This is a genomic window from Streptomyces sp. NPDC058671, assembly GCF_042716475.1.
Lineage (GTDB): Bacteria > Actinomycetota > Actinomycetes > Streptomycetales > Streptomycetaceae > Streptomyces.
On the sequence record NZ_JBHXSA010000002.1, the window covers coordinates 226261 to 249688 of the forward strand.

The 23428-nt window shown below is 69.9% G+C and carries 18 protein-coding genes and 1 pseudogene; 7 read left to right on the top strand and 12 right to left on the bottom strand.

The genetic code is table 11. The features are described from left to right. Positions 1-68: 68 nt before the first annotated feature. From ACFWV2_RS03210 to ACFWV2_RS03220, 3 genes are all read right to left on the bottom strand, one after another. A complete protein-coding gene (locus ACFWV2_RS03210) occupies positions 69-401 on the bottom strand; it encodes a hypothetical protein (protein WP_384400852.1) in 333 nt (110 codons plus the stop codon). Between the two features lie 17 nt (positions 402-418). Beyond that, a complete protein-coding gene (locus ACFWV2_RS03215) occupies positions 419-2749 on the bottom strand; it encodes a CHAT domain-containing protein (protein ID WP_384400855.1) in 2331 nt (776 codons plus the stop codon). Between the two features lie 431 nt (positions 2750-3180). Then, the gene (locus tag ACFWV2_RS03220; RefSeq protein WP_384400861.1) at positions 3181-4383 is read right to left on the bottom strand and encodes an IS110 family transposase; all 1203 of its coding nucleotides are present in this window, start codon (positions 4381-4383) and stop codon (positions 3181-3183) included. 448 nt (positions 4384-4831) lie between these two features. Between ACFWV2_RS03220 and ACFWV2_RS03225 the strand changes: the two genes are divergently transcribed. From ACFWV2_RS03225 to ACFWV2_RS03235, 3 genes are all read left to right on the top strand, one after another. After that, on the top strand, positions 4832-5131 hold the full coding sequence (locus tag ACFWV2_RS03225; RefSeq protein WP_384400863.1) for a MarR family transcriptional regulator: 300 nt from the start codon (positions 4832-4834) through the stop codon (positions 5129-5131). Between the two features lie 224 nt (positions 5132-5355). Continuing rightward, the gene (locus ACFWV2_RS03230) at positions 5356-5646 is read left to right on the top strand and encodes a helix-turn-helix transcriptional regulator (protein ID WP_384400866.1); all 291 of its coding nucleotides are present in this window, start codon (positions 5356-5358) and stop codon (positions 5644-5646) included. A 45-nt stretch (positions 5647-5691) separates the two neighbouring features. Continuing rightward, complete coding sequence (locus ACFWV2_RS03235) at positions 5692-6939, top strand: tyrosine-type recombinase/integrase (RefSeq protein WP_384400869.1); 1248 nt, start codon at positions 5692-5694, stop codon at positions 6937-6939. A 280-nt stretch (positions 6940-7219) separates the two neighbouring features. Here ACFWV2_RS03235 and ACFWV2_RS03240 read toward each other — a convergent pair whose 3' ends face one another. Next, positions 7220-8326, bottom strand: coding sequence for a magnesium and cobalt transport protein CorA (locus tag ACFWV2_RS03240; protein WP_384400872.1), 1107 nt, complete (start codon positions 8324-8326; stop codon positions 7220-7222). A 195-nt stretch (positions 8327-8521) separates the two neighbouring features. On the opposite strand from ACFWV2_RS03240, the gene ACFWV2_RS03245 reads away from it, so the two are divergent. The 3 genes from ACFWV2_RS03245 to ACFWV2_RS03255 all read left to right on the top strand — a co-directional run bounded on the left by ACFWV2_RS03245 (position 8522) and on the right by ACFWV2_RS03255 (position 13128). After that, on the top strand, positions 8522-9649 hold the full coding sequence (locus ACFWV2_RS03245) for a winged helix DNA-binding domain-containing protein (RefSeq protein WP_384400875.1): 1128 nt from the start codon (positions 8522-8524) through the stop codon (positions 9647-9649). Positions 9650-9856: 207 nt separating this feature from the next. Further along, positions 9857-11542: an AMP-binding protein gene (locus tag ACFWV2_RS03250; protein WP_384400878.1), complete on the top strand. Its 1686-nt coding sequence runs from the start codon at positions 9857-9859 to the stop codon at positions 11540-11542. Further along, complete coding sequence (locus tag ACFWV2_RS03255; protein WP_384400881.1) at positions 11539-13128, top strand: AMP-binding protein; 1590 nt, start codon at positions 11539-11541, stop codon at positions 13126-13128. Before ACFWV2_RS03250 ends, ACFWV2_RS03255 begins: the two co-directional genes overlap by 4 nt. A gap of 112 nt (positions 13129-13240) precedes the next feature. On the opposite strand, the gene ACFWV2_RS03260 is transcribed toward ACFWV2_RS03255, so the two are convergent. The 3 genes and pseudogenes from ACFWV2_RS03260 to ACFWV2_RS03270 all read right to left on the bottom strand — a co-directional run bounded on the left by ACFWV2_RS03260 (position 13241) and on the right by ACFWV2_RS03270 (position 15308). Next, complete coding sequence (locus ACFWV2_RS03260; RefSeq protein ID WP_384400884.1) at positions 13241-13765, bottom strand: GNAT family N-acetyltransferase; 525 nt, start codon at positions 13763-13765, stop codon at positions 13241-13243. Between the two features lie 19 nt (positions 13766-13784). Then, positions 13785-14585 carry a TIGR04222 domain-containing membrane protein gene (locus ACFWV2_RS03265; RefSeq protein ID WP_384400887.1) on the bottom strand — a complete coding sequence of 267 codons (801 nt, stop codon included), beginning with the start codon at positions 14583-14585 and terminating at the stop codon, positions 13785-13787. Positions 14586-14692: 107 nt separating this feature from the next. After that, positions 14693-15308, bottom strand: a pseudogene (locus ACFWV2_RS03270) (hypothetical protein). 1188 nt (positions 15309-16496) lie between these two features. On the opposite strand from ACFWV2_RS03270, the gene gcl reads away from it, so the two are divergent. Then, complete coding sequence (gcl, locus tag ACFWV2_RS03275; protein WP_384401457.1) at positions 16497-18275, top strand: glyoxylate carboligase; 1779 nt, start codon at positions 16497-16499, stop codon at positions 18273-18275. A gap of 165 nt (positions 18276-18440) precedes the next feature. Here gcl and ACFWV2_RS03280 read toward each other — a convergent pair whose 3' ends face one another. From ACFWV2_RS03280 to ACFWV2_RS03300, 5 genes are all read right to left on the bottom strand, one after another. Then, positions 18441-18743: a hypothetical protein gene (locus tag ACFWV2_RS03280; protein WP_384400890.1), complete on the bottom strand. Its 303-nt coding sequence runs from the start codon at positions 18741-18743 to the stop codon at positions 18441-18443. A gap of 35 nt (positions 18744-18778) precedes the next feature. Further along, positions 18779-19444: an HNH endonuclease gene (locus ACFWV2_RS03285; protein WP_384401459.1), complete on the bottom strand. Its 666-nt coding sequence runs from the start codon at positions 19442-19444 to the stop codon at positions 18779-18781. Between the two features lie 490 nt (positions 19445-19934). Next, on the bottom strand, positions 19935-21392 hold the full coding sequence (locus tag ACFWV2_RS03290; RefSeq protein ID WP_360786642.1) for a catalase: 1458 nt from the start codon (positions 21390-21392) through the stop codon (positions 19935-19937). A gap of 188 nt (positions 21393-21580) precedes the next feature. Further along, a complete protein-coding gene (locus tag ACFWV2_RS03295) occupies positions 21581-22474 on the bottom strand; it encodes a 2-hydroxy-3-oxopropionate reductase (protein ID WP_384400894.1) in 894 nt (297 codons plus the stop codon). Positions 22475-22594: 120 nt separating this feature from the next. Then, complete coding sequence (locus ACFWV2_RS03300) at positions 22595-23428, bottom strand: TIM barrel protein (RefSeq protein WP_384400898.1); 834 nt, start codon at positions 23426-23428, stop codon at positions 22595-22597.

Below are 23428 nucleotides of genomic sequence, written 5' to 3' on the forward strand. Positions count from 1 at the left end.
TCCCTGTAAGGTCACGGGGCGGCGGGGCGGCTCACCGTGTCGAACGCGTTGTCGACGTAAGAGGTCTGTCAATCCCGCTTCGGATCGTCGCCGCCTAGCACCACCGTTCCGGTGGTGTCCTTGCCGCGTGTGGCGAGGGAGAGGACCAGGTAGACGGCCATGCCGATGACGAGCCCGATGCTGTACCAGGCGAACATCGTGCCGTCTGCAGGGCCGTACAGCGTAGTGACTACGCCGCCGCCGATGGCGCCGATGACGGTGGCAAGGTCGGTGATGGCCGCCTTGTCGGTGGTGCGGGCGAGCGTCCGGTAGGTGATGTAGCCGACGGCGACACCGAAGAATGCGGCGCCGGTCAGGACCAGGCCGGTGGGGCTCTGGATGGTGGTTACCGCGATGATCATCGGTTCTCCTTCGAGGGTCACGGGGACGGCCTGAGGCGGAGATCGGCTGCGCAGTAGGGGGTGTAGGAGAACCCGAGGAGGTTTCCGCGCCGCAAGAGGCGCCACCGCATCAGGCGGACTGCTTCGCCGGCGGTGCTACCGGCGGCGAAGTCGGTGAGAAAGGATTCCATCGCGGAGGAGGCGACGTTTTGCTCGACCAGGGTCTCCGTCCCCACGACGCCGGAGGCGCCCGCCGCGACGAAGTTCGTGACGAAGCCGGCCATGGTCGACGCCGTGATCTCAGCGGTGTAGCAGGCGTTGAGGAGGACCAACGGACGGCGTCCAGCCCAATGGTCCTTCGGCCATTCGTCGCGTGCCCACACGGCGACGTCGTCACTGGTCAACTTCTGGTCCGCGAAGACAAGGGCATGAGTGCGCTCCGAGGGCCCCGTACGTTTGCAGTGACTGAGCAGGTAGACGACATCCATCGTGGACGGCGTCAGGGCGTCGAGGAATTCCGTGGCGTCGGTCAGGGGACTGTCTGGCGTGGAGGCGATGCCTGGGGCTTGTGAGCCCATTCGGCTCAGATGGGTCTTGAGTAGCTTGTCGTTCAGGTCGGCACCGATGCCGGTCACCATGGTCGGTTGGGCGGTCGAGTCCGTGACGATGTGGTCGAGGGAACGGCGCCCCGGGGGCGGTTCGGGGATCTCAAGGATGTGGGCCATCCCCCAGAATCCGTAGGGGCAGAGGAAAGCTCGTCGGGGACGCTCCGCCAAGGCCCGGTCGTGGTCCTCGCCATGAGGGCAGGAGGCAGGCGGCGGCCACTCTCCGGTCCCGCCCGGCCCATACTCGTCGACCGCGGGACATACCCGCACTCCCAACTCGGGGTGCTCCAAGGGCAGCTCGTAGAGGATCTGCCATGGGATGACGAAGGGCCGTTGAACCGTGCGAGCGATCTGTATGACAGCCGGCCTACCGCGTGCTCGAGCCTCGTGCTGCAGCATGGGCGCGAGCTCGCGGCTCTCTGAGGTGTTGAACAGTTGGTTGAAGAGGACGCGCCCGAGGTCGGCCACGCGGAGCAGGGAGTCCCCGTACTCCTTCCGCGGGACATCGACGTCCGGGTAGAGAGGCTGCCACCCGGTTTCCTCCCTGTGGAAATGCCGGGCGGTCAGCTGCTCTCGAACGTCCACCGCCGCGCTGTGCCACTGGGCCTTGTCCGCCCTGAACCCGAAAGATCCACCTGCACCGCCCGATCGACTGCGGGGGTACCCGACGCCGTTGACCGTCAGATGATCTTCCCCCTCGGTCACGCTGGCCGCCCGGTCGGTGAGATCGGGCAGGTCATCGAAGGAATACAGGAGTCGGTAGGTGACCCGCGCGATGGCACCAGGTCCTTCCACGACGGACAGTTCGACGCGTTGCACGTGCACGACGGCGACATTGACGTAGATCAGTACGTCGAATCGGAGCACACCGGGTGAGGATCGACGCGGCACCTCGAACTGCGCCAGTTCGTGGTGGGTTTCCGCGCAGAGTCGATGGTCCAGTGCTTCCCACTCGGTGGTGTCGGGCAACTGGTCGGACGTCGGGCAGGTGAATGCCGGACCGTCTTCCGGGAGGTACACGTGCCGGTGCTGGGTGGTCAGTGTCGAAGCGTTGAGGTGTTCGAGATACACGTCAAGGCGTCTCGCCCGACGCCCGAGGATCTCGTCGGGGAACGATGCGTCGCCGCCGAGCAGGCTGTCGGCCCGGCGTGGCCCGATCCCGACCCCGAGAAGATAGTCGGTGTCCGCCTCCAGCACGTCCCCAGGGGCGACCGTCGTACTGTCGCCGACACGCTGTACCACGGTGTTGACGTGACGTGCAGCCCGGGGGAGTTGGGGTTCTACTGCCGTATTGGGCACGACTGCTGTGGCCACGTCGTACAAGGGGTCGGCGGCCAGGGCAAGGACTCCAGGCGTCTGCCAACCGTCGACGATCGCTTGTGCCCACTGGGAATCGTCCGAGGCGGAGGCGGTGTGCCCCTCGATGACGACGACCTTCGGCTCGTAGTACGTGATCTGACGCCGCACGCGACCGATGTCGGCCGAATCGAAGTGCAGGTCAGGACGCACCCACACGACAGGCGGCCCTGGCGATTCGGGGCCGTCTGGCCGCCGCAGGCTGGTTTTCGTCGCGGTCACCACGACCCTTACACCAGAAGGCGATGACCGTCTCACGCCGAAGGCCGCGAGGACATCTTCTGCGGCACCGATCGCGATGAGGAACTGCCCTTGCCCGCTCAGGCTTGCAAGATGCCTCCGCGACACGTCGATGTCGAGGGACTCCTCGTCGGCCGAGGTCGGGATGATGCTGTCGCCGAGTTCCATCTCTGGCTTCCCGAGAGCAGGTCGGATCCCCGAGCACGAACAATTCTAGTCGTGGCTTGGCGAGCCGGCACTTGGTGGCCGAAGACGCCGGAGCGGCCAGGCGGCCTGTCAGCGTGTTGCCCAGGCGGCTGCGGCACGGACCGGGCAGCTCACGGCCGACAGTGGAGCGGGTGGTGGCGACGCTCAAGACGAAGGGCGCCGAAACATTGCTCTCGCACGCCCGCCCGGCCGGGGGGTGCCCCTATGTCTTTGGTCAAGGTGGTCGGGTCGGTGTCTGGTGGGTCTGGCAGTGTGGCTGTCGTGAGTGATGACGTGTCTGTTCGGGGGGCGGCTGGTGAGGCCATGCGTCCGTGCGACTTCTGTGGTCACCCGGTCGTGATCGACTCGATCGACGAACGTGACTGCCCGGTGTGTGGCGAGGGTGCTGAGGTTCAGCCCGAAGTAGCCGGCTGGGGTTCGTAGAAGGTTCCGTCGCGGAGCATCGCGAAGAGGACGTCGGCCCGGCGCCTGGCGAGGCAGAGCAGGGCTTGGGTGTGGTGTTTGCCTTGGGCGATCTTCTTGTCGTAGTAGGTGCGGGAGGCCGGGTCGGCCAGGGCGGCGAACGCGGAAAGGAAGAAGGCCCGTTTGAGCTGCTTGTTTCCTCTCCTGGACGGTTGTTCGCCGCGGATCGACGAGCCCGAGCTGCGGGTCGCCGGGGCCAGGCCGGCATAGGCGGCGAGGTGGGCGGCGGACGGGAAACTGGATCCGTCGCCGACGTCGATGAGGATCCGGGCTCCGGTCCTGACGCCGATCCCCGGCATGGACGTCAGGACCTTGGAAAGAGGGTGTGCCTCCAGCAGTTCCTCGATCCTCGCGGCCAGCAGTTTCCGCTGGTCAAGCACTGCCTGGAGCGAGCCGGCAAGACTGGGAACGATCAGCGCGGCTGCGTCCGTGCCCGGGACGACGACGGTCTGCTCGTCCAGCGCGGTGAAGATGTCCTCGACCAGCCGCTCGGCCATCCGCGGGGCCTTCGGACGTATCAGCGTCACCAGCCTGCGGCGTCCGGCCTTGCGGATCTGGGCCGGAGAGCCGAATTGGTCGAGGAGTTTGAGCACGGCCGGGTGCTGCACTCTCGGGCCCAAGACCCGCTCCAGCGACGGGTGGATCTGCGTGAGCAGGCCGCGAAGCCGGTTGCTGATCCTCGTTGCCTCGCCGGCCAGGTCGTCATCGAAGCCAACGATCATCTCCAGCTCGGCGATGGTCTCGTCTTCGAGGTCGACCGAGCGGAGCGTGTGCGGCATGACGCGGGCCGCGTCCGCGATGACGAACGCGTCGCGGGCGTCGGTCTTTGCTTCACCTGGGTAGAGGTCCGCGATCCGCCGCATCGTCAGTCCAGGCAGATAGGCGACCGGGCAACCCATATCCCGGGCCACCGCCAGCGGCAGGGCCCCGATCGAGGTCGGCTGGTCGACCACCACGAGCACCGTTCCGTGCTTGGCCTGCAGCTTACCGAAGACCTCGCGGAGCTTCGGTTCGCTGTTGGGCAGCCGCTTGTCGAACGCCTTCTTCCCGGCCGGGGTGACGGCGGTGGCGTGGTGTTCGCCCTTCCCGACGTCCAGGCCGAGGAAAGCTCCGATCTCACTGACGTCGATCACGCGCGTCCTCCGGTCGTACTCCAGCCCGGCCGTCCCATGGCACCGATCGCCACATCCACATTACGAAGAGCCTCCCGACCTGCGGAAAGGCCGGTGGTCATGCCCCTAATCAGCGGTCTGTCGATGCCTCCGGAGCTGGTGACACCACCCCCCAGGCCATGCGTTCGACAGGGGGAGAAAGTCATGCCAACTCCGGAGGCCGGGCGCCCCATTGCGGGGCCACGAAGAAGGTAATGGGGGGACTTGGAGAGCCGATTTCGACATCGCTCACGGCAGACAGGAATCTCCCGATCAGGACTGGAATGATGCGCAGGGGCATGTCAACCTACACACCCACTGCTCCAGTCCCGGCCAAGCTGCGGACTGAATTCCTGAGGAGGCTCCCCTGTCACCACCACGTCTCCAATCCCTCCGATACACGTCCCCTCTACTTTTTGCGCTGGGGGCGATGAACGCTGCAACGGCGTCGATGCAGGGCGACCTCGTAGGTATCTCGACCTCCCTGTGTCTCTGCGTATGCGCCGCCGGCCTCTTCGTCGAGGCCAAGGAGCAGCAGGCCCTGCACCTCGGGCAACGCATTCTGGCGAGGGTGGCCACCCACCCGGAGATAACGGCCGTCCAAACGGCACGCGCCGTCAGCTGCTCTACGCGTACGGCCGAGATCAGCCTCGAACGCCTGGCGGCCGAGGGCTTCGTGACCAGCCGCGAAGTTCACCCCGGGGTTCGGGAGTACAGCCTCCTTGGGTGAGGGCCTCCACGAGCGGGGCGCAATATAGGCGGTGATCCCCGGTTTCTGAAACCGGGGATCGTCCGGATCATCAATTCCGCTCGCGCATTGCTGTGCTTGGCGGTGGAGCTGCGTGAGCCGTGTGGAGATGAGGCGCTGTCTGAGCCGCTGGACGGTGACTCTCTGTCGCGACGTGTCCCAGTCACCTCAACGCGGGCCTGTTCGCCTGCGCCGATTGGAGCTTCATGGAAGCCCAGCAGCCGAGATCGTCCACCAGACCTCAAAGAGCCTTCCTTAATGTGCGTGATGCTGCAGCGTATCTCGGACTCTCTCCGCAGACGCTGTACGTGTGGCGGCACCGGTGGCAAGGGCCGCCGAGCTTCCGCATGGGAGTCAATGGGCGGGTGGCCTATCGACTCGACGCGCTCGATGCCTGGATACGAGAGCAGGAGCAGGCGGACTCCCGCTCGAATCTCGCCCTCAACCCCGTGGGCGCTACTCCGAAGCGCCGGGCGGGTTACGCGGCGATTGCCTGATGCCCCTAGGGCGACGAACCCGATCAGCAACCTGCAAGGAATTTCTTGGCTGGCTACATAGAAGACCGTTGGATCAAGAAGAAGAAAGACCCTGTCAGCGGTAAACGGGAGCGAACCGCCCGCTACGGGAAGGGCGCTCGGTACCGTGTCTCCGGAATCCCTGGCGTCCGAGACATGTCGTTCGAGACCCTGGAGGACGCGAAGGCGTGGCTGCGCCGCGCCGGCACCGACAGTGAACGGGGTGAGTTCGTCGATCCACGCGACGGATCCATCACTGTGTCCGACTACGTCAACCAGTTCTGGAAGAACGGTGTTCGGGGTGCGCCAGGCACGGTCAAGCGCGTCGATGAGCGCGTGCGCCTCCATATCCTTCCTCACCTCGGGGAGGTGGCGCTAAGGGATATCTCTGCAAGTGTCCTACGGGGCTACATTTCGGCTCTTGAAGGCGAATGCGCGGCCCGCTACGCCCGGCAGATCCTCACCTCCTTGTCGAACATCTTCGAGACGGCGATCGACGACAAGCGGCTCGTCCGAAACCCGATGCGCGCCAAGTCCGTGCGCTGGCCGAAGGTGCCGGAGGATCAGCGCGAGGCTTGGCCCCTGGAGACCGCGCAGCGGGTGCGTGACGTCATCAATCCGCGCTACCGGATCGCAGCGGTTGTTGCCCTCGGGTGCGGGCTTCGACAAGGGGAAGTCTTCGGTTTGTCGCCCAAGGATGTTGACTTCGAGCGCGGCATCATCCGCGTTCGTCGCCAGGTACAACTCCTCAGTGGGCGGCTGTACTTCACTCTGCCTAAGGGAGGGAAGACGCGTGTCGTCGACATGCCGCAATCGGTCGGGGCTGAGTTGGCCGCGTACTTCCTTCAGTACCCGGCTGTCGAGGTGGAACTACCGTGGGGCGGTCCAGAGGCTGATAGAGAGAAGCAGATCTTCCCTCTCGTCCTGACGACTACGTACGGGAACGCGGTCCGGGCCAACATCTTCAACGTGGAGGTCTGGAAGCCCGCTCTCGCGAAAGTCGGGGTCATCCCCATGAGAACGAAGGGGGAACGGTGGATGGCGTCGCGCAAGGACGGCTTCCATGTCCTGCGGCACACCTACGCCTCGATCATTCTCGAAGCCGACGAGTCCGTCGTTACTCTCGCCCGATGGCTTGGTCACTCCAGCCCGACCATCACCCTTGATCACTACGCCCACTTCATGCCCGAGGCGGGTGGCAAGGGACGCGCGGCCGTCGACGCGCTGCTCGGCTTGGTGCCCGAGTACATACCAGAGGACCTCGCCCTCACCTGAGGCAACGGGCGGCACAGCAGACGCTGTGCCGCCCGTTCTCGTTGTGCGGGCTGCGCGGGAACGGGCAGGCCGAGGATCGGCCCGTCCTGACTCTCCGTGACAGTTGCGGCGGCAGGGTGTGTAGCCGTCGGGACGTCAGGGGGCCTTTGAACCGCCGGCGGAGTCGGTGTGTGCTCGCTCCCCAGGGCCGCGCATTCTCCCCAGATTCCCCCCAGGGGCCCGAAACGGCTCCCCTTAAGTGTTCGCGTCTGCGAAGTTGATCAACATTCCAGGCTTGCGGCTAGAGCCAGTCCCGTCGCTTGAAGATGAAGTATAGGCTCGTGCACACCGCCGCCATCAGCAGGATCGCGAACGGGTAGCCGAACGCCCAGTCCAGCTCGGGCATCGCGTCGAAGTTCATGCCGTAGATGGTTCCCACGAGTGTGGGTGCAAACAAGATGGCCGCCCAGGAGGAGATCTTCTTGATCTCCTCGTTCTGCTCGAAGCCCGCCTCCGCCAACGCCCTCATCTCCGCGTTCTGCTGTTGTGTGACCAGGGTCGCGTTGACCGTGAGGATCTCCGTGAGGGCCTGGCGGAAGCCGTCGACGCGTTCGCTGGTGTGGGTGACGTGGTCGGCGACGTCGCGGAGGTAGCGCTGGAGTTCCTCGTCCGTGCCGTACTTGGCGAAACCGGCCATCAGGCCGTGGAGCATGCCTACCAGGGGGCGGGTCGCGCGTTGGAACTCGACCATTTCCCGCGACAGTTCGTAGATGCGGCGGGAGACCGCCGGGTCGCCGCCGAAGACCTCCGTCTCGATCTCGTCGATGTCGTTCTGCACGCCCTCCACCACCGGGGCGTAGCCGTCGACCACCGCGTCGAGGATCGCGTACAGGACCGCTTCCGGGCCGAGGGCGAGGAGTTCCGGGTCCTCCTCCATGCGGCGGCGGACCGCCGAGAGGTCCGGGGCGGCGCCGTGGCGGACCGTGATCAGGAAGTCCCGGCCCACGAAGACGTGCAGTTCGCCGAAGTCGACCTCCTCCTGGGCGTCCAGGTAGCGGGCGGCCCGCAGGACGACGAAGAGGGTGTCGCCGTACCGCTCCAGCTTGGGGCGCTGGTGGGCCTCCATCGCGTCCTCGACGGCCAGCTCGTGCAGATCGAACTCGGCGGCGAGGGAGTGGAGTTCGTCCTCGGTCGGGCCCTTGAGGCCGATCCACGCCATGCCGTCCGGGTGCTCGCGCAGCTGCCGGAAGGTCTCCGCGAGCGTCTCGGGGGAGGAGACCCGGTGGCCGTCCCGGTACAGGCCGGCCTGCACCACGCTCGGCCCGGCCGCGGGTGGTTCCGGGGAGGTGGCCGCGGGCGGCTCTGCCGGGGTGCGGCGCCACGCCGCGCGGGGGCGGCGGTCGGACATCTCGTACACCTCCTGGGGTCTCCGGGCAGGATATAGCGGACGAACGACCCGGGCGCGGCGGGTCGTGCCGGTCGGCGGCTGTCTGCTGCGGGGTCGCGCCCCCTCGCCCGGGCTCGGCTCGCCCCGGCTTCCGTGGCAGCCACCACGCTCCCTTGCGGACCGTACTTGTCCGCAAGCGCGAGTAGCGTTCCCGCCATGGCCCTCCAGACGAACCACCCCGTGCTCGGTCCTCGCGCCCTGAACCGTGCCACGCTCGCCCGGCAACTGCTCCTGAGCCCCGCTCAGACAGGTGTCGAGGAGGCCGTCGGCCACCTTCTGGGCCTCCAGGCGCAGAACACCAAGCCTCCCTACTACGCGCTCGCCGCCCGCCTCGACGGGTTCCGGCCCGAGCGGCTGTCCGCGCTGATGGAGTCCCGGGCCGTCGCCCGCATCGTGACCATGCGGTCCACCGTGCACACCCACACCGCGCGGGACGCGGGAGCCCTGCGGGCGCTCGTCCAGCCGGGGGCCATCGACCGCGAGCTCGCCGTCTTCGTCTCCCGTGGAGGGCTCGACGGCGTCGACCTCGACCGGCTCGCCGCCCTCGCCCGCGAACTCGTCGAGGAACGGCCCCGTACTCCGAAGGAGCTGCGCGAGGAACTCCTCAAGGAGTGGCCCGACGCCGACCCCCAGTCCCTCTCCGTCGCCGCCCGCTGCCTCCTGCCCCTGGTCCAGGTCACCCCGCGCGGGCTCTGGGGGCGCGGCGGCCAGGTCGCGCTCACCACCACCGGGACGTGGTTCCCGGACGGCGCCGACCAGGCCGCCGATCTCGACGAGACCGTGCTGCGCTACCTCGGCGCCTTCGGACCCGCCTCCGTCAAGGACATGCAGACGTGGTGCGGTCTGACCCGGCTGGGCGAGGCGTTCGAGCGGCTGCGTCCCCGGCTCCTCGTCTTCCGGTCCGAACGCGGCACCGAGCTCTTCGACCTGCCCGACGCCCCCCGTCCCGACGAGGACACCCCCGCCCCGCCCCGTTTCCTCCCCGAGTTCGACAACCTGCTCCTCTCGCACGCCGACCGCACCCGTGTCGTCCCGGCCGAGAACCGCTCCCGCACCTGGACGGGCAACCAGGCCCACCGGGTGTTCCCCGTCGACGGGTTCCTCGCCGGACTCTGGTTCCTGGACGAGACCAAGGAGCGCACCACGATGACGATCGAGCCGTTCGCGGCGCCCGGCCGAGCGGTTCGGACCGAGCTCGCCGCCGAGGCCGAGCGCACCCTGCGGATCATGGCCCCGGAGGGCGTCCCGTACGAGATCGTCTTCCGCGCCACCCCGGACGACTGACGGCGCCACCCCTCACCGCGGCGCCCCCTCCGCACCGTTCCCTTCGCCGATCCGCAGCAGCTCGCCGCGCGGCTCCACCGATCCGGCGTGCTCCCGCGCCGTTCGCTCCCTGCCGTCGGTCGGCTCGTTCACCCCCGAACGGGGGTAGTGAGACCAGGGTCACCGATCACACGATGTCCGGGACCTGTCCCGCAACGAGGAGGACGTATGACGGCTACGAGCGCGACCGGCGCGACGGAGGGGTTCAGGGCCGCCCGGGACTTCCTGCTCCAGCACCGCGAGGACTACGAGACGGCCTACGAGGGCTTCGCCTGGCCCCGGCCCGACCGGTTCAACTGGGCGCTCGACTGGTTCGACGTCATCGCGGAGGGAAACGACCGGACCGCGCTCCATCTCGTGGAGGAGGACGGCACCGAGACGAAGGTGTCCTTCGCCGAGATGTCCCGCCGCTCCGACCGGGTCGCGAACTGGTTGCGGGCCCGGGGCGTCCGCGCGGGGGACCGGATCATCGTGATGCTCGGCAACCAGGTCGAACTGTGGGAGACCGTGCTCGCCGCGATGAAGCTGCGGGCCGTCGTCATCCCCGCCACCCCGCTCCTCGGTCCCGCCGACCTGCGCGACCGCGTCGACCGGGGCCGCGCCCGGCATGTGATCGCGCGCGCCGAGGACACCGTCAAGTTCGACGACGTCCCCGGCGGTTACACCCGGATCGCCGTCGGAGGCGACGGGGTGGACTGGCTGGCGTACGAGCACGCCGCCGACGAGTCCGAGGTGTTCACGCCCGACGGGGCCACCCTCGCCGACGACACCCTGATGCTGTACTTCACCTCCGGTACGACCGCCCGGCCCAAACTGGTCGAGCACACCCACACCTCGTACCCGGTCGGGCACCTCTCGACGATGTACTGGATCGGCCTCAAGCCCGGGGACGTGCACCTCAACATCTCCTCGCCGGGCTGGGCCAAGCACGCGTGGTCCAACCTCTTCGCCCCGTGGAACGCCGAGGCGACCGTCTTCATCCATGACTACACCCGCTTCGACCCGGCGCGACTGATGGACGAGATGGAGCGCCACGGCGTCACCAGCTTCTGCGCCCCGCCGACCGTCTGGCGGATGCTGATCCAGGCCGACCTGAGCCGTCTGACGACCCCGCCGCGCGAGGTCGTCGCCGCGGGCGAACCCCTCAACCCCGAGGTCATCGAGGCAGTGCGGCGCGCCTGGGGCGTGACCGTACGAGACGGTTTCGGCCAGACCGAGACCGCCGTCCAGGTTTCCAACAGCCCAGGTCAGCGGCTCAAGGAGGGGTCCATGGGGCGCCCGAGTCCCGGCTTCCGTGTCACCCTCGTCGACCCGGTGAGCGGCCGGCCGGACGTGGCGGAGGGCGAGATCTGCCTCGACCTGTCCACCCACCCGGTGGGCCTGATGGCCGGCTATCACGGCGACCCGGAGAAGACGGCGGAGGCGATGGCCGGCGGCTACTACCGCACCGGCGACATCGGCTCCCGGGACGCGGACGGATACATCACGTACATCGGGCGCGCCGACGACGTCTTCAAGGCCTCCGACTACAAGATCAGCCCCTTCGAGCTGGAGAGCGCCCTCCTGGAGCACGAGGCCGTCGCCGAGGCGGCCGTCGTCCCCGCCCCCGACCCGCTGCGCCTCGCCGTCCCCAAGGCGTACGTCGTCCTCGCCGCGGGCTGGGAGCCGGGCGAGAAGACGGCGCAGACCCTCTTCGCGCACTCGCGCGCGGTCCTCGCCCCGTACAAGCGGGTCCGGCGCATCGAGTTCGCCGAACTGCCCAAGACCGTCTCGGGCAAGATCCGGCGGGTGGAACTGCGCCGGCTCACGGCGGAAGGCGGCGGCAAGGAGTACGTGGAGGGAGAGCGCGGATGACCCTGTCCTACGCCCACGGGGCGTCCACCACCCCGCTCCTCGGCGACACCATCGGCGCCGACCTCGACCGGGCCGTCGCCGCCTGGCCCGAACGGGAGGCGCTCGTCGACGTCCCCACCGGCCGCCGCTGGACGTACGCCCGGTTCGGCGCCGACGTCGACCGGCTCGCCGGGGCCCTGCTCGGCAGCGGCGTCCGCAAGGGCGACCGGGTCGGCATCTGGGCGGTGAACCGCGCCGAGTGGGTCCTCGTCCAGTACGCCACCGCCCGCGTCGGCGCGGTCATGGTCACCATCAACCCGGCCTACCGCGCCCACGAGTTGGCGTACGTCCTCCATCAGGCGGGGGTCACACTGCTCTTCGCCTCGCTCACCCACAGGACGAGCGACTACCGGGCGATGGTCGAGGAAGTGCGCGCGGACTGCCCGGAGTTGCGCGAGGCGGTGTACTTCGGGGACCCGGGATGGGACGAGTTCCTCACCCGTACGCCCGGAGGACTGCGCCCGGAACCGCTCTCCTGCGACGAGCCCGTCAACATCCAGTACACCTCGGGGACGACGGGCTTCCCCAAGGGAGCCACCCTCTCCCACCACAACATCCTCAACAACGGTTACTTCGTCGGCGAGATGATCGGCTACACCGAACACGACCGCATCTGCGTCCCGGTGCCGTTCTACCACTGCTTCGGCATGGTGATGGCGAACCTGGCCGCCACCTCGCACGGCGCCTGCATCGTGATCCCCGCACCCTCCTTCGACCCGTCGGCCACGCTCCGGGCGGCGCAGGAGGAGCGCTGCACGTCGCTCTACGGCGTCCCGACGATGTTCATCGCCGAGCTGAACCTCCCCGACTTCGCCGCGTACGACCTCTCCACTCTGCGCACCGGCATCATGGCCGGTTCGCCGTGCCCGGTGGAGGTCATGAAGAGGGTCGTCGCCGAGATGCACATGGCGGAGGTGTCGATCTGTTACGGCATGACCGAGACCTCGCCGGTCTCCACCCAGACCCGCCGCGACGACGACCTGGAGCGCCGCACGGGCACGGTCGGCCGGGTCCTGCCGCACATCGAGGTGAAGATCACCGACCCCGCGAGCGGCCTCACCGTGGAACGCGGCACGGCGGGCGAACTGTGCACCCGCGGCTACAGCGTGATGCTCGGCTACTGGGACGAACCCGAGAAGACCGCGGAGGTCGTCGACGGCGGCCGCTGGATGCACACCGGTGACCTGGCGGTGATGCGCGACGACGGCTACGTGCAGATCGTCGGCCGCATCAAGGACATGATCATCCGTGGCGGCGAGAACGTGTACCCGAGGGAGATCGAGGAGTTCCTCCACGGACACCCGAAGATCGCCGACGTCCAGGTCGTCGGCGTCCCCGACGCCCGGTACGGCGAGGAGATCATGGCCTGCGTCATCCCCCGCGACCCGGCCGACGCGCCCACCCTGGACGACGTCACGGCCTTCTGCCGCGACCGGCTCGCCCACTACAAGATCCCGCGCAGGCTGGAGATCCTCACCGAGTTCCCGATGACGGTGAGCGGGAAGGTACGGAAGGTGGAACTGCGGCAGCGGTACGGGAGTTCCTGAGGCACGCCCTCCGGATCACGCCGGGCGCCGCACCTCCCGGCACGAGCGGAGTCAGGCCGGGCGGCGCACCTTGGCGGCAGGCCGGGCTCCGCACCTTCCGGCGCATGCGGAGTCAGGCCGCGCGTCGCACCTCCCGGCGCATGCAGACGCGCGGCCATGCCGACAGGCCGTGGGACGCCTCCGCGCGGCTGATGGCACGCAGCCCCTCCGTCAGCGCCGGGTCGGACTCCGCGAGCGAGCGGAAACCGAGCCGTGTGTAGTACGGCGCGTTCCACGGCACCTCGGTGAACGTCGTCAAGGTCAGCGCCGCCAGGCCCCGCGCCCCGGCGGTGGCCGCCAGATGCTCGATCAGCCCCCGGCCCACGCCCCGGCGCGCGACGGCCGGATGCACCGACACCTGCTCGATGTGCGCCGAGCCGTCGACCGTGTCGGCGAGCAGATACCCGACCGGTCGGTCGGCGGCGTCCACCGCCACCCACGCCCGGCCCGCGTGACGGTACGCCTCCAGGACGTCCAGCGGCAGGGGGTCGTCGTCGGCGATCGCCGCCATGCCGAGCATGCGGAACGGCTCGCCCGCCGCCCGTTCGATGTCCTGGAGCAGCGGGAGTTCGGCCGAAGCGGCCGCTCTGATGCGCATACGGCAGTATGGCGCGGCCTCACCCCGGACGCTCGCCCCCGGCCGGTCCGCGATCCGTCGGCGGCCGGTTCCGTTCCGCCTCCCAGGGGCGGTCGAGCAGCCCGCCCTCCGACGAGAAACGCGGCAGGAACAGGGAGAGCGCCGGATCGCCGTACAGCGCCACGTACAGCTGGACCAGCCCTCCGTCCGTCACCTCGCGTCGATGCGCCGGCAGCGGGTACCGCGCCCGCAGCTCGGCCAGGAGCAGCCGCGCCGCCCGGGTGGCGGGCGGAAGCCGCAGCAGCACCACCGCCACGAGCGCCGGCAGCGCCCCCGCCGCGAGCACCGCGGCCTGAACCGTGTTCGACGGCCCCGTCGCGTACGCCCCCACCCCCACCGTCAGCGGTACGCAGCCGAGCAGCGCCCCCGCCGCGCCTCGCCGCGCGGGCGACCGCAGGAGACCCGTCGCGCGCAGCTCGCCGTGCAGCGCGTCCACCGCCCGCCGCGCCTCGGGCCGCAGTGCGAGGTCCCGCAGCGCGAAAGCCCGGTGCAGTGCCCGGTGCACCCCCAGCTGTACGGGGTCCCTGGTGCGGCCCGGCCCGCCGTTGGCCCGAATCGTATGTTTACGGCCCGCCGCGACCGCTCCGCGCTGGTGCAGCGCCACCAGCGCCACCGTGACGGCGGCCCGCCGCCCGCCCCGTAGCAACGCCAGGGCCTGCGGCGGCGGCACGTCGTCCGTGCGCGGCGCTCCGCTTTCCCGGCTGCGGCTTCGCAGCAACACGACGGCGAACACCAGCTGCCCGCAGGCCGCTCCGATGAACCACCACATTCCCGTCGGCATGACGCCCACCCCCGAGGGTGTTGTGCCCGGCAGGGCGTGATCGTCACGCGTGAATGGCCGGATCCGAATGCCGAAGTGCCGGGGCGGGGCCCGTGGACGCCCCTCGCTCAGGCACCCGCGGCCAGATCGTCCGCGGCCGTGTTCACCGGCTGCGGGGTGCCGGTCAGGTCGAGGACGAAGAGCGGGAGACCTACCTCGGCGGCGCGGGCGCGGGCCTCCGGCGTGTAGCCCGCGAGCGAGAAGAACACGCTCACGGCGGAGGCGCTCAGCCCGTTGAGCCACAGGCACTCGACGGCCCGCAGCCCGGTGGGCCGGGTGCTCGGGTCGACCTGCGCGACGAGCCCCGGCGCCCGCAGGTCCACCCCGGACGAGGGGCGCTCCTCCGGCTGGACGACATCACGGAACCCCAGCCAGCCAGCGCAGATACCCGGCGGCCGCGGCGACGGCGTCCCGCGCGGTCCGGATCGTCACGGGCCGGAACGTCCCCCGCGCCGGTACCGGGCGCGGGGCGGTGGGCGGCAGGGGAGTGCGCGTGGGATACCGCTCCGCGAACGTACGGGGCCCCACGGGCCGGGGCGGCTCGGGACGCCGCCGGTGAGCGGAGGGACCGGGGGCGCCGGGGCCGGGGAAGGGGGTGCGGGGCGAGGGGGTTCCAGGCCGGCCGGTGCCGTGCCCGGAGGTTCCGCGCCCGCCGGCGCCAGGCTCGTCGGTGCCGTGCCCCAGGGCGCCGGGCCCGCTTGGGCCGTGCTCGGAGGAGCGGGGCCCGCTTGGGTTGTGCTCGGTGGTGCCGTGCCCGCCGGTGTCTGGCCCAGGGGTGCCGCGTCCGCCGGTGCCGGGTTCATGGACGCCGGGTCCGGGGGTACCGCGTCCGCCGGTGCCCGGTCCAGGGGTGCCGGACCCGGCGCCGACAGGCCCGGACGCTCCCGGTCGGGCTCCCGCGCCGCCTGTGCCGATACCGGTGTCGGCGCCGGGTGAGGCGCCGCCGTGCCCGCCGGCCCCGCGTCCCCCGGCAGGACGCGTACGGAACCACTCCGAGCCGGGCTCGGCCGCGTGCGCCGGTGCCGTACCGGCGGCGCCGTCCGTCCCGCTGCCGCCGGGCCGACCGGGGGAGGAGGGCCCCGACGAACCCCGGGGCGCGGGCCCCGCAGCCGTACCGGGCCGCCCGATGCCATGGCCGTCCGGACCCGTACCGCCCACGGAGCCGTAGCGGTCCGGTGCCGTACCGCCCACCCCGGATCCGTCAGGCCCCTGCGCCATACCGCCCACCCCGGATGCCCCGCTCCCGGGACCCGTACCGCCCACCCCGGATCCCCCACTGCTCGCAGGAGCATCCCCTACCCCCGACCCCCCGCTCCCCGGAGCCGTCCCGGACGTGCCCGCCCCGTCCGACGCCCGCGTTCCCGGGTCCACCGGCCGTACCGGTATCCGCAGCACCGTTCCGCAGGCGCAGCCCAGTTCCGGGTGGGGCCAGTCGTCCTCGCGGCCGCAGGCCTCGCAACGGACGGTGACCCACTCGTCCGTCCAGTTCCGGTGCGTGATCGGTTCCGCCGTCGCGTCCGCCCGCACGGGCGGCGCCACCGGGCTCCCGCACGCGCAGGGGAAGACGGGTGCCGCGTACGCCTGCGTGCGCCGGCATTCCGGGCAGCGCACCGGTATCGAATCGCCCACGGTCAACCCCCTTGTCGTTCCGTCCCATCGTCCACCCACCGGCCGCCCCGAGGGAGGGTGTTCGGCCACTTCCGTGATCCCGCTGTGCGGACTTCTCTTGACGGCTCTCCGGAGCCCGACCTACATTGCTTCCGTATAGCAGAACAGTATTTCCGCATTACGGAAACAAGCTGACCGGGCTCCCCGAGCCGACCGGTGGGCTTGGATCCGCCCGGCCGAAGCAGGAGCACTCCCATGCCTCGTATGACCGCCGCCGCAGCGGCCGTTGAGATCCTCAAGCGCGAAGGCGTCACCCAGGCGTTCGGCGTCCCCGGCGCGGCGATCAACCCCTTCTACCGCGAGCTCAAGAACGTGGGCGGCGTCAACCACACGCTCGCCCGTCACGTCGAGGGCGCGTCCCACATGGCCGAGGGCTACACCCGCGCCAAGGCCGGCAACATCGGCGTCTGCATCGGCACCTCGGGTCCCGCGGGCACCGACATGATCACCGGCCTGTACTCGGCGATCGCGGACTCCATCCCGATCCTCTGCATCACCGGCCAGGCCCCGGTCTCGAAGCTCCACAAGGAGGACTTCCAGGCCGTCGACATCGCGACCATCGCCAAGCCGGTCACGAAGGCCGCCACGACCGTCCTGGAGGCCGCGCAGGTCCCCGGCGTCTTCCAGCAGGCCTTCCACCTCATGCGGTCCGGCCGGCCCGGCCCGGTCCTCATCGACCTGCCGATCGACGTCCAGCTGACGGAGATCGAGTTCGACCCGGAGACCTACGAGCCACTGCCGGTCTACAAGCCGCGGGCCACCCGCGCCCAGGCCGCGAAGGCGCTGAGCTTCCTCCTGGAGTCCGAGCGCCCGCTGATCGTCGCCGGCGGTGGCATCGTCAACGCCGACGCCACCGACCTCCTCGTCGAGTTCGCCGAGCTGACCGGCATCCCGGTGATCTCCACCCTCATGGGCTGGGGCACCATCCCGGACGACCACGAGCTGGCCGCCGGCATGGTCGGCGTCCAGACCGCGCACCGCTACGGCAACGCGACCTTCCTGGAGTCGGACTTCGTCCTCGGCATCGGCAACCGCTGGGCCAACCGTCACACCGGTTACAACCTGGACGCCTACACCAAGGGCCGGAAGTTCGTCCACGTCGACGTCGAGCCCACGCAGCTCGGCAAGATCTTCGCCCCCGACTACGGCATCGCCTCCGACGCCAAGGCCGCGCTCGAACTCTTCATCGAGATCGCCAGGGAGCTGAAGGCCGCCGGCACGCTGCCCGACTTCTCCGCCTGGGCCGCCTCCGCCCAGGACCGCAAGGCCACCCTCCAGCGCCGCACGCACTTCGAGAACATCCCCATGAAGCCGCAGCGCGTCTACGAGGAGATGAACAAGGCCTTCGGCCCGGACACGCGGTACGTCACGACGATCGGTCTCTCCCAGATCGCCGCCGCGCAGTTCCTGCACGTCTACAGGCCGCGCCACTGGATCAACTGCGGCCAGGCCGGCCCGCTCGGCTGGACCATCCCGGCCGCGATCGGCGTCGCCACCGCCGACCCGGAGACCCCGGTCGTCGCGCTCTCCGGCGACTACGACTTCCAGTTCATGATCGAGGAGCTGGCGGTCGCCGCCCAGCACAAGGTCCCCTACGTCCACGTCCTCGTGAACAACGCCTACTTGGGGCTCATCCGGCAGGCGCAGGGCGGCCTGGGCATCAACTTCGAGGTCAATCTCGAGTTCGAGAACATCAACACCCCGGAGATCGGCGTCTACGGCGTCGACCACGTCAAGGTCGCCGAGGGCCTGGGCGTCAAGGCGATCCGCGTGACCGACCCGGAGAAGCTGGGAGAGGCCCTGGAGCAGGCCAAGAAGCTGGCCGTCGAGCACCAGGTCCCGGTCGTCGTCGAGGCCATCCTGGAGCGCATCACCAACATCGCCATGAGCAAGACGGTCGACATGAGCGACGTCACGGAGTTCGAGGAGCTGGCCACCGAGCCGGGCCACGCGCCGACCGCGATCAAGGCCCTCCAGGTCTGATCCAGACCCTGGACGTCTGATCACGCAGCACGTCCGATCCGAGAGCACGTCCGACCCGGGAGCACGTCCGATCACGCGGGACGTCCGATCGCGCAGGACGTCCGATCGCGGAGCCGTGACACGGCCCCCGCCCCGATGAGCACCGGGGCGGGGGCCGCCCCGCGTTCACACGCCGCCGGGCCGCGAGCGGCCCCGCGCCCGTACCGGCGCCGCGCACGCCGCCGTCCACTCGGACAGGACCGACCTCCCCGCCCCGCCCCAGCCGCACCGGGCCGGTGTCTTCGCCGCCCGCAGCGGCTCCGGTACGGATCCGCCGACCGTGGCCACCAACTGCGCCTTCGCGTCGGCCGGTCCGGCCGCGCGGACCGCCTCGCCCTCCAGGGGGTGGGCGCCGCGCTGGCCGGCACGCTCCCCCCCGTACACGTCGCCGCGCACGGGGATGGTGCTGCTGGTCCTCGCCTCGCCCACCGTGACCCTGGAGCCGGAGCGGGCCGACCGGGGGCCTACCGGGGTGCCGTCGAGCGGTGCACGACCGTGTCCTCGCACGGGCCGTCGGCGAACAGCTTGAGCGCCTCCATCTCGTCCTTGTCGACCGTCAGGCCCCAGCGCAGCTTGGTGCCCACCCACTCGCCGACGTAACGGCAGTACCGGGCGTTCTCCGCGGGCACCCATTCGGCGGGGTCGCGCCCGGCCTTGTCCTTCTGGCTGCGGGCGGTGACGGCGACGAGGGTCGCGGCCGCCCCCTGGTCGTTGGCGTACTTCTCGCGCCGGGCGGCCGTCCAGCCGGACGCCCCCGACTGCCAGGCCTCTTCGAGCGCGACGAGGTGGTCGACGCGGAGGAGGGCGGGGTCGGTGACGTTCTGTCCGTCGTAGTACGAGGTCCACATCCCCCCGGTGAGGGCGCAGCCGGCGCCGGTCTTCGGGGCGTCGACGGCTTCGGCGACGAGCACCTCGGCGCGCGTGTCACAGCCGTCGGCGGGGTCGAGACCCTGGTTCCAGTGGCGGAACGCCGTCTCCTTGTATCCGGCCGGGTTCTCGGCGTCCTCGGTGAGCGCGGCGAGCGCGTCGGGGAAGAGGACGACGCCTGCGGAGAGGGCGGGGGAGGGGACGGCGAGGGGGGACAGGACGAGGGCGAGGGCGGCGAGCCCGCGCAACAGCTTCTTGATCATGTCCTGGTGGATAGCGCCGGTCACGGGGCGCACGGGAGCGGAATCGCGGTGCGCTCGCCCGACCGGGTGGGGATCTTCACCGCAGAAGCGATGCGCTGGGGCCGGTACGGACCGGGCGGGTGGAAGAGCACAGAAGAGCGCGGAACCAGGGACCGTAAACCTGGTTCCGCGCTCTTCCGTCTGTGACCGCCCGACGGCACGAGGCTGGCGCGACAGGACGTTCGCGCCGCCGGGCGGAGTCTTGAGGGCCTCGTCGAGGAAGACCCTGGGGGGCGTTGGGACCGCGGCGGTGCCGACGGGCGGAGCGGCCTTCCTTCTTTCAGGTCAAGAAGGAGGGCTGCCGCCCTTACCACCGCACTGGCTCGGCGCCGCCGCGGTCCTCACGCTTGTCCGGATCGCCGGCCACCCCTCATCCGGGTCGGTGATCCGGACCACGTACAGCACTGACCTCCCGTCAGATGCCGTACGCAGTCTGGGTGATGCTGGTCCGTCAGTCCTCGCGCAGCGCGCGGACGGCCTCCTCGACGCGCTTGCCGTACTCCGGGTCGGCGGCGGCGAAGTGCGCGAGGTTCTTCTCGATGACGTCCTCGCGGGACACCTGGGACAGGCCGCCGGCGATGTTGGCGACCAGGCGGTTCTTCTCGTCCTCGGACATCAGGCGGTAGAGCTCACCGGCCTGGAAGAAGTCGTCGTCCTTGGTGTGCTGCGGCGCCTCGTGGGTGCCGGTCCAGCCGTGGATCGCGAGCGGGGCGGACAGCGCCGCGTCGGTCTGGGCCGGGCCGTGGTACGAGTTGGGCTCGTAGTTCTTGTCGTGGCGCGAGCCCTGGCGGGTGGCCATGACGCCGTCCCGGCCGTAGTTCTCCGCGACGGTCGCCTTGGGGGCGTTCACCGGCAGCTGGGTGTGGTTGACACCGAGGCGGTAGCGGTGGGCGTCCGCGTAGGCGAAGAGGCGGCCCTGGAGCATCTTGTCCGGCGAAGGCCCGATGCCCGGGACGAAGTTGTTCGGGGAGAACGCTGCCTGCTCGACCTCGGCGAAGACGTTGTCCGGGTTGCGGTCCAGTACCAGCCGGCCCACGCGCTGCAGCGGGTAGTCCGCGTGCGGCCACACCTTGGTGAGGTCGAAGGGGTTGAAGCGGTAGTCCACCGCCTCGGCGGCGGGCATCACCTGGACGTACAGGGTCCAGGAGGGGTTCACGCCGCGCTCGATCGCCTGGAGCAGGTCGGTCTGGTGCGAGTTGGCGTCCTTGCCGACGAGCTCGGCGGCCTGGTCGGCGGAGAGGCTGCGGATGCCCTGGTTCGTCTTGAAGTGGTACTTGACGAAGAAGGCCTCGCCCGCCTCGTTGGTCCACTGATAGGTGTGGGAGCCGTAGCCGTTCATGTGGCGGTACGAGGCCGGGATGCCGCGGTCGCCCATGAGCCAGGTGATCTGGTGGGTGGCCTCGGGGGAGTGCGCCCAGAAGTCCCAGACGTTGTCGGGCTCCTGCTTGCCCGTGAACGGGTCGCGCTTCTGCGAGTGGATGAAGTCGGGGAACTTGATCGGGTCCTTGATGAAGAACACCGGGGTGTTGTTGCCGACGAGGTCGTAGTTGCCCTCTTCGGTGTAGAACTTCAGGGCGAAGCCGCGCGGGTCGCGGACCGCGTCCGCGCCGCCGAGCGAGTCGGCCACGGTGGAGAAGCGGATGAACGTGTCCGTCTTCTTGCCGACCTGGGAGAGGAACGAGGCCTTCGTGAAGCCGGTGACGTCGTCGGTCACCTCGAAGTAGCCGTACGCGCCGGAGCCCCGGGCGTGCACCACGCGCTCCGGGATCCGCTCACGGTTGAAGCGCGCGAGCTTCTCCAGGAGGTGCTGGTCCTGGAGCAGGAGAGGGCCACCGACGCCGGCGGTGGCGGAGTTCTGGTTGTCGGCGACGGGGGCGCCGGACTCGGTCGTAAGCACGCGCTTCGACATCGTGACCTTCCGTACGGGAGCTCTGCAGACGGTGCGAGGAGCGTAAATTCGGCTCGAACATAACGTCAACAGTTTGTTGAAAAGGAAGTGTGGTGTTCCGGTCGGCGGCGGCGCCTGGGCGCGACAGGACAGTTGTCAGCGCCGCCGCCGACCGGAGATCTGGGGCCCCTTCGTACCGGGGCGGTGGATCAGACCTGCTGGCCGGAGAGGCGCTCGACGGCGCGGAGCAGGGCCGAGTGGTCCAGGCCGCCGTCACCCTGGGCGCGCAGCGAGGCGACGAGCTGGGCGACGACCGCGCCGACCGGGAGGGCCGCGCCGACGTTGCGGGCGGCGTCCGTGACGATGCCCATGTCCTTGTGGTGCAGGTCGATCCGGAAACCGGGCTTGAAGTCGCGGTTCAGGAAGTTGTCCTTCTTGCGGGTCAGGACCGTGGAGCCGGCCAGACCGCCGTTGAGGACGTCCAGGGCGGCCTGGAGGTTCACGCCGGACTTCTCCAGGAAGACCACGGCCTCGGCGCACGCCTGGATGTTGACCGCGACGATCAGCTGGTTGGCGGCCTTTACCGTCTGGCCGGAGCCGTGCGGCCCGCACAGCACGATGGTCTTGCCGAGGGCCTCCAGGATCGGCAGGGCCTCGTCGAAGTCGGCCTGCTCGCCGCCGACCATGATGGAGAGCACGGCCTCGATGGCGCCGGCCTCGCCACCGGAGACGGGCGCGTCGATGACGCGGATGCCCTTCTCCTTGGCCTTCGACGCCAGGTCGACCGAGGTCTGCGGGGTGATCGACGACATGTCGACGATCAGCGCGCCCTGCCGCGCGTTCTCCAGGATGCCGTCCGGGCCGTAGGCGATGGCCTCGACCTGCGGGGAGGCGGGCACCATCGTGATGATGACGTCGGCGTCCTTCACGGCCTCGGCGATCGACGCGGCGGCGGTGCCGCCGGCCTTCGCGAGCCGGTCCAGCTTGTCCTGCTCCAGCGTGAAGCCGGTGACCGCGTAGCCGGCCTTCAGCAGGTTCTCGGACATGGGCGAGCCCATGATGCCGAGGCCGATCCATGCGATCTTGGGGAGGTTGCTGCTCATGGTGAGGGTGCCTCTCGAAACAGGGTGGTACGGGGGAGGAGTCGCGGGTCGGTGGGCCGGGCGGGCCTCGGCCGGGAGTCCGGGTCGGCGGGCCGGGCGGGCCTCGGCCGGAATCCCCGGTCAGCGGGCCGGGCGGGCCTCGGCCGGGAGCCACTCGAAGGACGCGGCGGCGTCGGCCGCCTTGTACTCCAGGCCGATCCAGCCGTCGTAACCGGCCTTCTTCAGCTCGTCGAGCAGCTGCTCGAGCGGCAGGTCGCCGGTGCCCGGCGCGCCACGGCCCGGGTTGTCCGCGATCTGTACGTGGCCGGTCTTGGCGGCGTACTCCGCGATGACCTGACCGACGTCCTCGCCGTTCATCGACAGGTGGTAGATGTCGAGGAGGAACTTGGCGTTGCCGAGCCCGGTGGCCGCGTTGACCTTGTCGACGACCTCGATGGCGGAGGGGGCGCTCACCAGGGGGTAGAGCGGCGACTCCGGCTTGTTGAGGGTCTCGATCAGCAGGATCGCGCCGATCCGGTCCGCCGCGCGGGCGGCCAGGACGAGGTTCTCCAGGGCGAGGGTGTCCTGGATCTGCGGGTCGACGCCGTCGACGCGGTTGCCGTAGAGCGCGTTGAGCGCCTTGCAGCCGACCGAGGCGGCGAAGTCGGCCGCCACCTCGATGTTGGCGCGGAAGCGGTCCGACTCGTCACCGGGCACGGAGAGGGCTCCGCGGTCCGGTCCTGGCAGCCGCCCGGCGTAGAAGTTCAGGCCCACCAGCTGGGTGCCGGCGTCCTCGAGGGCCTTCTTAAGGGCGTCGAGCTCGCTCTGCTCGGGGGTGGCGGTGTCGATCCAGGGCCACCACAGCTCGACCGCCGTGAAGCCCGCCGCGGCGGCGGCCGCGGGGCGCTCCAGGAGCGGGAGTTCCGTGAAGAGGATCGACAGGTTCACATCGAAGCGCTGGTCCATGAGTCCCAT

Coding starts and splice junctions, on each gene's coding strand:
- ACFWV2_RS03210 (WP_384400852.1), bottom strand. CDS start 401: ATGATCATCGCGGTAACCACCATCCAGAGCCCCACCGGCCTGGTCCTG.
- ACFWV2_RS03215 (WP_384400855.1), bottom strand. CDS start 2,749: ATGGAACTCGGCGACAGCATCATCCCGACCTCGGCCGACGAGGAGTCC.
- ACFWV2_RS03225 (WP_384400863.1), top strand. CDS start 4,832: ATGAACGCTGCAACGGCGTCGATGCAGGGCGACCTCGTAGGTATCTCG.
- ACFWV2_RS03230 (WP_384400866.1), top strand. CDS start 5,356: ATGGAAGCCCAGCAGCCGAGATCGTCCACCAGACCTCAAAGAGCCTTC.
- ACFWV2_RS03240 (WP_384400872.1), bottom strand. CDS start 8,326: ATGTCCGACCGCCGCCCCCGCGCGGCGTGGCGCCGCACCCCGGCAGAG.
- ACFWV2_RS03245 (WP_384400875.1), top strand. CDS start 8,522: ATGGCCCTCCAGACGAACCACCCCGTGCTCGGTCCTCGCGCCCTGAAC.
- ACFWV2_RS03250 (WP_384400878.1), top strand. CDS start 9,857: ATGACGGCTACGAGCGCGACCGGCGCGACGGAGGGGTTCAGGGCCGCC.
- ACFWV2_RS03255 (WP_384400881.1), top strand. CDS start 11,539: ATGACCCTGTCCTACGCCCACGGGGCGTCCACCACCCCGCTCCTCGGC.
- ACFWV2_RS03260 (WP_384400884.1), bottom strand. CDS start 13,765: ATGCGCATCAGAGCGGCCGCTTCGGCCGAACTCCCGCTGCTCCAGGAC.
- ACFWV2_RS03265 (WP_384400887.1), bottom strand. CDS start 14,585: ATGCCGACGGGAATGTGGTGGTTCATCGGAGCGGCCTGCGGGCAGCTG.
- gcl (WP_384401457.1), top strand. CDS start 16,497: ATGACCGCCGCCGCAGCGGCCGTTGAGATCCTCAAGCGCGAAGGCGTC.
- ACFWV2_RS03285 (WP_384401459.1), bottom strand. CDS start 19,444: ATGATCAAGAAGCTGTTGCGCGGGCTCGCCGCCCTCGCCCTCGTCCTG.
- ACFWV2_RS03290 (WP_360786642.1), bottom strand. CDS start 21,392: ATGTCGAAGCGCGTGCTTACGACCGAGTCCGGCGCCCCCGTCGCCGAC.
- ACFWV2_RS03295 (WP_384400894.1), bottom strand. CDS start 22,474: ATGAGCAGCAACCTCCCCAAGATCGCATGGATCGGCCTCGGCATCATG.
- ACFWV2_RS03300 (WP_384400898.1), bottom strand. CDS start 23,428: ATGGGACTCATGGACCAGCGCTTCGATGTGAACCTGTCGATCCTCTTC.